The sequence below is a fragment of the Bacillus sp. AP8 genome, from assembly GCF_000321185.1.
GTDB lineage: Bacteria > Bacillota > Bacilli > Bacillales > DSM-1321 > Bacillus_AD > Bacillus_AD massilioanorexius.
Window position 1 is genome coordinate 26,914 of the sequence record NZ_CAPG01000041.1, and the last position, 8,336, is coordinate 35,249.

General features: G+C 33.9%; 6 protein-coding genes. All 6 read right to left on the reverse strand.

All coding sequences use genetic code 11. The annotated features are described in order from the left end of the window. Positions 1-146: 146 nt before the first annotated feature. On the reverse strand, positions 147-950 hold the full coding sequence (gene pstB, locus BN349_RS12055) for a phosphate ABC transporter ATP-binding protein PstB (protein WP_087960628.1): 804 nt from the start codon (positions 948-950) through the stop codon (positions 147-149). A gap of 74 nt (positions 951-1,024) precedes the next feature. Further along, a complete protein-coding gene (gene pstA, locus BN349_RS12060; protein ID WP_019242574.1) occupies positions 1,025-1,903 on the reverse strand; it encodes a phosphate ABC transporter permease PstA in 879 nt (292 codons plus the stop codon). Then, positions 1,903-2,847 (reverse strand): phosphate ABC transporter permease subunit PstC, encoded by a 945-nt coding sequence (gene pstC, locus BN349_RS12065; RefSeq protein ID WP_019242575.1) that lies wholly within the window; start codon positions 2,845-2,847, stop codon positions 1,903-1,905. Before pstC ends, pstA begins: the two co-directional genes overlap by 1 nt. Before the next feature lie 119 nt (positions 2,848-2,966). Continuing rightward, a complete protein-coding gene (locus tag BN349_RS12070) occupies positions 2,967-3,929 on the reverse strand; it encodes a PstS family phosphate ABC transporter substrate-binding protein (RefSeq protein WP_019242576.1) in 963 nt (320 codons plus the stop codon). Between the two features lie 549 nt (positions 3,930-4,478). Further along, positions 4,479-6,533: a peptidoglycan D,D-transpeptidase FtsI family protein gene (locus BN349_RS12075; protein WP_081591235.1), complete on the reverse strand. Its 2,055-nt coding sequence runs from the start codon at positions 6,531-6,533 to the stop codon at positions 4,479-4,481. 356 nt (positions 6,534-6,889) lie between these two features. Continuing rightward, entirely contained in the window at positions 6,890-8,110 is a 1,221-nt protein-coding gene (locus tag BN349_RS12080; RefSeq protein WP_019242578.1) for an MFS transporter, read from the reverse strand. Positions 8,111-8,336: the final 226 nt, after the last annotated feature.

Genomic DNA, 8,336 nt, shown 5'->3' on the forward strand with positions numbered 1-8,336 from the left:
CTTACTAACTGACACTAAACTCCTACTTCAAAACCGAAGAGAAGGCAAAGTATTTTAAGCGGGAGAAAAGCGTCAGTAAGAATCGATTGGTTTAACTAAACCATCAGTTGAAGATACATTAAAATCCTACTGATGGAAGTTTCACTTTAACCAAATCGCCCTGTAATATAATCTTCTGTTCTTTTATCTGATGGATTAGAAAAAATCGTATTGGTTGCATCAAATTCAATAACCTCTCCATTTAAGAAGAAGGCTGTTTTATCTGAAATTCGCGCAGCTTGTTGCATATTATGAGTAACAATGATGATACTATAGTTTTGCTTTAATTCTTGAACCAACTCTTCTACCTTTAATGTAGAAATTGGATCTAAAGCCGAAGTGGGTTCATCCATAAGAATAACATCTGGTTCAATTGCTAAACAACGTGCCATACAAAGTCTTTGTTGCTGTCCACCAGATAATCCATATGCGTTTTCATTTAGGCGGTCCTTTACTTCATCCCATAGAGCAGCTTGACGTAAGCTTTTTTCAGCGATTTCTTTTAGAACTTTTTTATCTCGAATTCCATGAATTTTAGGTCCATAAACGACATTTTCATAAATGGATTTTGGAAATGGATTTGGTTTTTGGAACACCATGCCAACTTTTGTTCTGAGTTCTTCCACTGTGTATGACTTATCTAAAATATTTCTACCGCGATATTTAATTTCTCCTGATGTCTTCACAACAGGAACCATCTCGATCATTCTATTAAGTGTTTTCACGTATGTTGATTTACCACAACCAGACGGTCCAATGATAGCAGTAACTTCATTTTCGTATATATCTAAATTAATATCTTTTAAAGCATGATTGTCACCATACCACAAATTTAGTTGCTTTGTTTCATAAACTTTATTTTTCATAGTCTCATCCACCTGTTGGACAAACTTTTCATTTCCTACCATCATTTTTTTATCTAAAACCATACTCATAGTTAGTCGTCCTCCTATAGACAAATATGCTTATACATTTAAATCATTCGTTAATATCTTTTTTGAAATTTATTACGAATAAATACAGCTACTGAATTCATAAAAATTAATAGGACAAGTAGCACGATAATTCCTGATGCAGCCACAAATTGAAACTCTTCTTGTGGTCTTGAAGTCCAGTTGTAAATTTGCATCGGTAAAACTGTAAATGTATCAAACACGGTTCTAGGTAAAAATGCAATAAACATTGGAATACCTACAACAATTAGTGGAGCTGTTTCTCCTATCGCACGTGATAGGGCTAATATTGCTCCCGTTGCAATACCAGGCAATGCTGCTGGTAATACAACTCGCACGATAGTTTGCCATTTTGTTGCTCCCATACCGTAGGAAGCTTCACGAAGTTCTTTAGGAACTGCACGAATAGCTTCTTGGGCTGCTACAATAATAACAGGCAAAACAAGTAAGCTCATTGTTAGACCAGCTGCTAGTACGGAATTACCTAAAGCTAAAGCTCTTACGAAAATCGTTAAACCTAGTAAACCAAATACAATAGAAGGAACACCCGCTAGGTTTGAAATGTTAATCTTAATAAATGTTGTGAATCGATTTTTCTTTGCATATTCCTCAAGATATAAAGCTGTTCCAACTCCAAAAATAATGGATATAGGTGCGACAACAGCCATTAACCAAATGGTTCCGATAAATGCGGCTTTAACTCCAGCCTCTTCGGGTTTTCTTGATGCAAAGCTATTTAAAAAATCTAAATCTAAATGTCTAATTCCTTGAGAGAATATCCGATATAACAAGAGTGATAGTATAACTAAGCCAAATAAAGTTGCAAAGAAAAATAATACTTTGCAAATACGATTTGACCATAATCGACTAGTCATTTTTTTCAGTACAACTTCCTCATTCATGTACTTCATTAATATTCCTCCTTAAACTTGCGAGAAATGTATTGAGCTAACAAATTCATAAGTAATGTGAATAAGAATAGAGTCATACCAACAGCATAAATACTGTAGTAAATTGTCGTACCAAATCCTGCATCACCAGTACTTACTTGAACAATATAGGATGTCATCGTTTGAATAGATGATGTAACATCAAATCCTAATGATGGTGTTGATCCACCTGCCACAGACACAATCATTGTTTCTCCTATCGCTCTCGATAGCGCCAATACAATAGAAGCCATTATTCCAGAAATTGCTGCAGGTAAAATGACTTTAAATGTCGTTTCTAGCTTAGTTGCCCCTAAGGCAAATGCCCCTTCACGAATACTATTTGGAACAGATGACATGGCATCTTCTGAAAGAGATGCAATCATTGGAGTAATCATAATTCCGATTACGATTCCGGGACTAAGAGCATTAAATATTTCTAAAGACGGAAATATTTCTCTTAAAATAGGTGTGACAAAAGTTAAAGCAAAAAAGCCATAAACAATCGTCGGAATTCCAGCTAATACCTCAAGAATCGGTTTTATTATTTTACGAGTTTTCTCACTTGCATACTCGCTCAAGAAAATAGCTGTTGCTAAACCAATAGGAACCGCAACTAAAGTTGCAATACCAGTTACTTTTAATGTACCTACTACTAATGGCATAATTCCAAAACTTGCATCAGTAGCAGAGAAGGGATACCATTTCTTTTCTGTTAAAAACTCTATAATAGAAACTCTAGTAAAAAACTCGAACGTTTCAAATATTAATGTGAGTACAATACCAATTGTTGTTAACACTGAAATGATTGCTGCAAACAGCAATAAATATGGAACAAATTTTTCAAATTTAAATTTATTCTTTTTCTGTTTTTTCTCTTCAATCATTTGCCGGATTGATGTATCCTTTTGTTGGCTTAAAGCCATAGTAATAACCCCTTTCATCCAAGTAAAACTATAAACATTCTTTTGCCTTTATATGCGAATTGAACATAACAAGTTGAGAAGCGTTATTCGCTTCCCAACTCATTTCTATTGCTTTGTAATTATTTTTCAAGAGATTTTAATTTATCAAGTGCATCTGTATATTTATCTTCTGGTAATTTAACATAACCAACTTCTTCTGCCATTTCACCAGCTACTTCAAATGTGTGATTTAAGAAATCAGCCACTTGTTCTTTTTCTGCTACAGATTTATTAGAAACATATAAGAATAGTGGACGAGATAATGGTGCGTAAGATCCGTCTTGAATTGTGTCATGAGTTGGTTCAACTGCTCCATTACCGCCATCAATTTTTACAATTTTTAATTTATCTTTGTTTTCATGATAGTATGCAAATCCAAAGAAACCAATAGCATTTTTATCTCCGCTTACACCTTGTACAAGTACGTTATCATCCTCAGACAAAGTAGCTTTTTCATCAATTGGATTTTCTTCTAAAATAACTTCGTTAAAATAGTCATAAGTGCCTGAGTCTGTTCCAGGAGCATAGAATTTAACTTCTTCTTTAGGCCAAGATGGATCAATATCAGACCATAATTTTGTTTTTCCATCATTTACCCATAACTTTTTAAGTTGATCAACCGTTAAAGATTCAACCCATGTATTATCTTTGTTTACAACAATTGAAATACCATCATAAGCTAATTCTAATTCCGTATAATCCATACCTTTTTCTTCTAGTTGAGCTTTTTCTTCATCTTTTATCGGACGAGAAGCATCACTGATGTCCGTATCACCTGCGATAAATTTCTTAAAACCTCCACCAGTACCAGAGAATCCTACTGAAACTTTTACATCTGGTTGTACTGACATGTATTCTTCTGATACAGCTTCCATGATAGGGTATACAGTTGATGAACCATCAATTGCTACGTCTCCTGCTAAGGATTTATTGCTATCACCTGCACCGCTTTGCTTCTCTGTGTCAGACGAACCACATGCTGCAGTAAATGCAAGTAATCCTGTCATTGTAGCTGTTAATGCCATATACCTTAAACCTTTCATCCTCTAATTCCTCCTAGAAACTCTGTTTATTATTGCTTTGCTTTACAAGTTTAAGAATACTCCACAAGTATTAAAGAGGTTTTAATACAATGTAAAGGATATGTAAAGGACTGTTAGAGTTTTGTAAATAGTAAAAAAAGCTTTCTAAAAAGTGATTTCAATCTCTTTTTAAAAAGCCTCTACGCTTCATAATGTATTATTTTAATTAAAGCAAGTTGAGTATGTGTGTATTCTTACTTTCCAATAAAAGCAGTTGTACCCGCTTTGACAAGGTTTTTTGCTTAACCTCTTTTCTCTTTTAATAAGGATTTGTCTCCTATTAATAAGTAAGTAGATTGAAACGCTTCAGGATGCTTGCTTTCCGCGGGGCGGCATACTCGGCGCATAACGCCTATGGGATCTCACCTGTCTCGCTGCTCCCGCAGGGGTCTCGCACCTTACGCTCCACAATCAACCAACCTTTTAGGAAACAGCTTTTAATAAAGAAGAAAGTTAAAATAAAAAGAGATGTCCAACAAAAGTATATCTTTTGTTGACATCTCCTTTTCATTACTCTTCCGTATTCGTTTGTTGATTATGGGTATTTTCATTTGTACGTTGCTTTTTCAACTCAAAATACTTATCCATAACTTTTCGACCGATATTTAAATTCATGCTATGTCCCGTTCTACCTTGATAAGCCCAAGGTACAACAACTGACATTGCGATCTCAGGATTGTCATAAGGTGCATATGCAACCAAAGTGATGTTCATTGTTTCATCATTTGCATATTTCTTACGAGGACCGTCATAAAAGGCTTGAGCTGTTCCTGTTTTACCTGCTGGTTGATAATCTGCCCCTTGGAATGCAGACAAACCAGTACCACCTGGCTCACTCATAACACTTCTGAAACCTCTTTGAACTCGTTCTATTTGAGATGTCTTCATATCGAGCGTATTTAATACTTTTGGAGATACCGATTTAACAATAGAACCTAATTCTGTTTCATCGTTAGATGGCTCTCTAATTTCTTTAACAATGTGTGGCTCTAATCGTTTTCCACCATTTGCAATTGTAGAAACATATTGTGCAAGTTGAAGCGGCGTGTACGTATCATACTGACCAATAGCTAAATCCAGTAATAAACCAGGGTTTTTAGGATCCACTGGTCCTTTAACTCCAGCTGTTTCATTTGGCAAATCAATTCCTGTTCTTACACCTAAACCAAATTGATTATAGAAATATCGCATAGTAGTAAAGGCACTTTCAGTATTAATATTTAAAGATTGTCCAGGTCTATAAGTACCTCCGCCAATTGCGATAGCTGTTTTAAACATATATACGTTTGATGATTGTTTTAATGCTGTTAAGTCACTAATACTACCCATTGTTTTCCAAGATTTTTTAATAGGTGTTCCCTTAATTTGTAGTGGTTCATCTAGAATATATTGTCCTGGCTGGATAGCACCTGTTTGATAACCTGTTAATACTGTCGCACCTTTTACAACCGATCCCATTGCATAAGATGAAGTAAAGGTACCAAGTGCATAATCAACATATTGATTTTCTTTTGTATCATACTGCTTACCTGCGAGTGTCAAAATTTCACCTGTTTTTGGATCCATTAAAACGACAAATGCACGGTCTAATAAATACGTCCCACCCATTGCTCTTTTAGATTTCAACTCTTCTAACAGTATCTTTTCTACAGCTATTTGCAAGTCCATATCAATCGTAAGAACTAAGTCTTTCCCTCTTTGTCCTTCAGATATAATTTGCGAGTCTAAAACATTACCTGTTTTATCTGTAACATTCTTCACTTTTGCTTTTTGGCCATGAAGAACATCTTCATATTGCAGTTCTAAATAACTTTTACCGACGCGTTCATTTCGGTTATAATCACGAGCTTCAAAATATTGTAATTGGTCTAACGGTAACCCTTCTTTTGAAGAAGTGACTTTTCCTATTATCGATTTTAAGGTTTTATCAAAAATATACTTTCTTTCCCAATCTGTTGTTACGTCAATACCAGGTAAAGCTTCTAGATTTTCACTAACAATTGCCACCTCTTCACTCGTTACCCCTTCATTTTTAATGATTTGAGGTGAAAGTGAACGAGCACTTGAAAGCTCTCTAAATATTGCTAATACTTCCAGATCATCCTTTGAAAATTCATTTATTTCATCTTCAGTAACTCGACTAATCTGCAGCTTATATATATCACCATTATCAAGCTCATTTTCCTCAAGCTTTTTTAGTTCAGCCTTTGTGATTTTCTCTTTAGCTTTTTCTGGATTTTTTAATAACCAAAAATCTTTTTTATCACGTTCTGTTACTTTATCTGTATTTTGATCAATAATTTTCGCCAACGTCTCTGCTAATTCTAGCATTTCATCAGTTTTAGTCGTTTGATATCTAGTATACGTAATCGCATCGACAGGCGTATTATCTACAATTATTTTTGAATAACGATCATAAATCTTACCGCGAGGGACTGGATTATTAACCGTAATTTCTTCAGTACGTTCGATTTCACGACGGTAATCTTCTCCGTAAACAATTTGAACTACTCCGAGTCGCAAAATTAAACCTGAAAATAATAAAAATACAATAAAGAAAAGCATATTTAAACGAAAAGGAACGTGCGTCTTTTTCTTTTTGGATTTAGTTTTCTTCAACCTGTAGCACACATCCTCCCTATATAAGAAAAAGTATAATATCTAATACTGGATATTATCTTATCTTTTATTTTTTCATTACCTATTGTATATAAATATAGATACTTTTTCTAGCAAAAAAAGAAACTTCTATAATCTTACGATTCAAGTTCATCATTTCTTTTTCTTTAGGTTGAATTATATTCGATGATTGCTAAATCGCTCAATCCGTTCGCTAATCGCGGAGGAGTGCCAAATTTCCATGCTCATTTCTCTCATCAGAGTGTCTCAGTTTTACTTCAACAAAAAATAATAGTACCTTTTTACACAGTGGGCGTGTCTAATGTAATCTTACGTATATAAAAATAAATCATCATATGTCCGGATCCTAAAAAGATTAACAAATATGGCATGATACGGACTATATCCAAAAAAGAAACACAAATGAGAAATATGAAGATAGATAGGGCCCTACCAATATTTAAAAATAATTCCTTAACAACAATATATTCCACTCTCATTTCGGCTGCCTTCCAGCTCCTACCGATTACATCATAAGTTAATGAAAAATATGGAACTAATAAAAGCGGGTAAAAGAAGGCGATTGCCACCCCATACATTAACAAATTAAAGTACGTGACATGAAAAAGAAGAAAAAAGATGGAAATAAATAAACCGATTGATCCAATTAAAATCGCCTTATTTCTATTTTTCTTCTTAACAAATCGTGAAACACAATAATATGTAAGTAATCCAATTCCTGAATTAATTAAGCCAAAGGTTCCTAGAGCTAGTTCACTGCCCGTTGAGATAAAAATAAAAAGAGATACTATGAAAAAAAAGGTCCCTTCTCTTAAACCTTGAAAGATATGAGCATTAGTGATATTTTTCCAATTACTACTATTTCTCCGTTCTTTGATAATCGTCCATACATAAAACTTCCCTTTTGCATGTCTTCTATTAATGAAGAAACTCATGATAACAGCAATAGCAAATAACATCATCGAAATAGCAAATATAACAGAATACCCTGTATTTCCAACTAAATGAGATATGATAAAACCAGCCGTAAACGGGCCAACCATACCACCTATTGAATTTAAAATCCCTAAAAATCCATTAAAAAAATCTCTATTCTCTGGTTCTGTAATTTCAAACGTTAACACATTGTAAGCTAGCCAATACAATCCTGAACCAATTCCTTGAATAGCTCCTAATAAAACAATGTATTTTGCAGCAAAATCACCAACAAATAGTACAACTAAATAAAATATCGCTAAAAAAAGAACACCCATGCGAAGAACAATTACTCGATCCATAACTTTTGCTAATCTTCCAGCAAGCACAAAAGAAATTAGTTGTAACAGTACAATTGTAATATTGTATACACCAATTTCAAGAAAACTACCTGATTGCTTCCATAAAAAAATATTAACAAAAGTGTTAGATAAAGCAGCACTAATACTAAATAGTCCACCGATAACTAACAATAGTTTCAAATCTTTTGTTAGTGGTACATCTCCTAATACTTTTCTTACGATCATTGCTTACTCTCCTTTTGTATAACGTTAGCTTTTGAAAAAGAAAGAGCAACTATGCAGGAAAAATGTACATACGAAATCCCAGAGTATGGATTTTCAAATCATTTTCTATATAGGAAGAGTGTGAGTTGAATTCTGTTACAATCGATTTTTATGCTGTTTTTATTCACTTAGATTATTTAAATTTTAGAAAACAGACAAAAAAAAAACAAAGAATCAATTCATGATT

Bases quoted from the DNA above. Each gene is read 5' to 3' on its own strand.
- pstB (WP_087960628.1), bottom strand. From the start codon at position 950: ATGATGGTAGGAAATGAAAAGTTTGTCCAACAGGTGGATGAGACTATG.
- pstA (WP_019242574.1), bottom strand. From the start codon at position 1,903: ATGAAGTACATGAATGAGGAAGTTGTACTGAAAAAAATGACTAGTCGA.
- pstC (WP_019242575.1), bottom strand. From the start codon at position 2,847: ATGGCTTTAAGCCAACAAAAGGATACATCAATCCGGCAAATGATTGAA.
- BN349_RS12070 (WP_019242576.1), bottom strand. From the start codon at position 3,929: ATGAAAGGTTTAAGGTATATGGCATTAACAGCTACAATGACAGGATTA.
- BN349_RS12075 (WP_081591235.1), bottom strand. From the start codon at position 6,533: ATGCTTTTCTTTATTGTATTTTTATTATTTTCAGGTTTAATTTTGCGA.
- BN349_RS12080 (WP_019242578.1), bottom strand. From the start codon at position 8,110: ATGATCGTAAGAAAAGTATTAGGAGATGTACCACTAACAAAAGATTTG.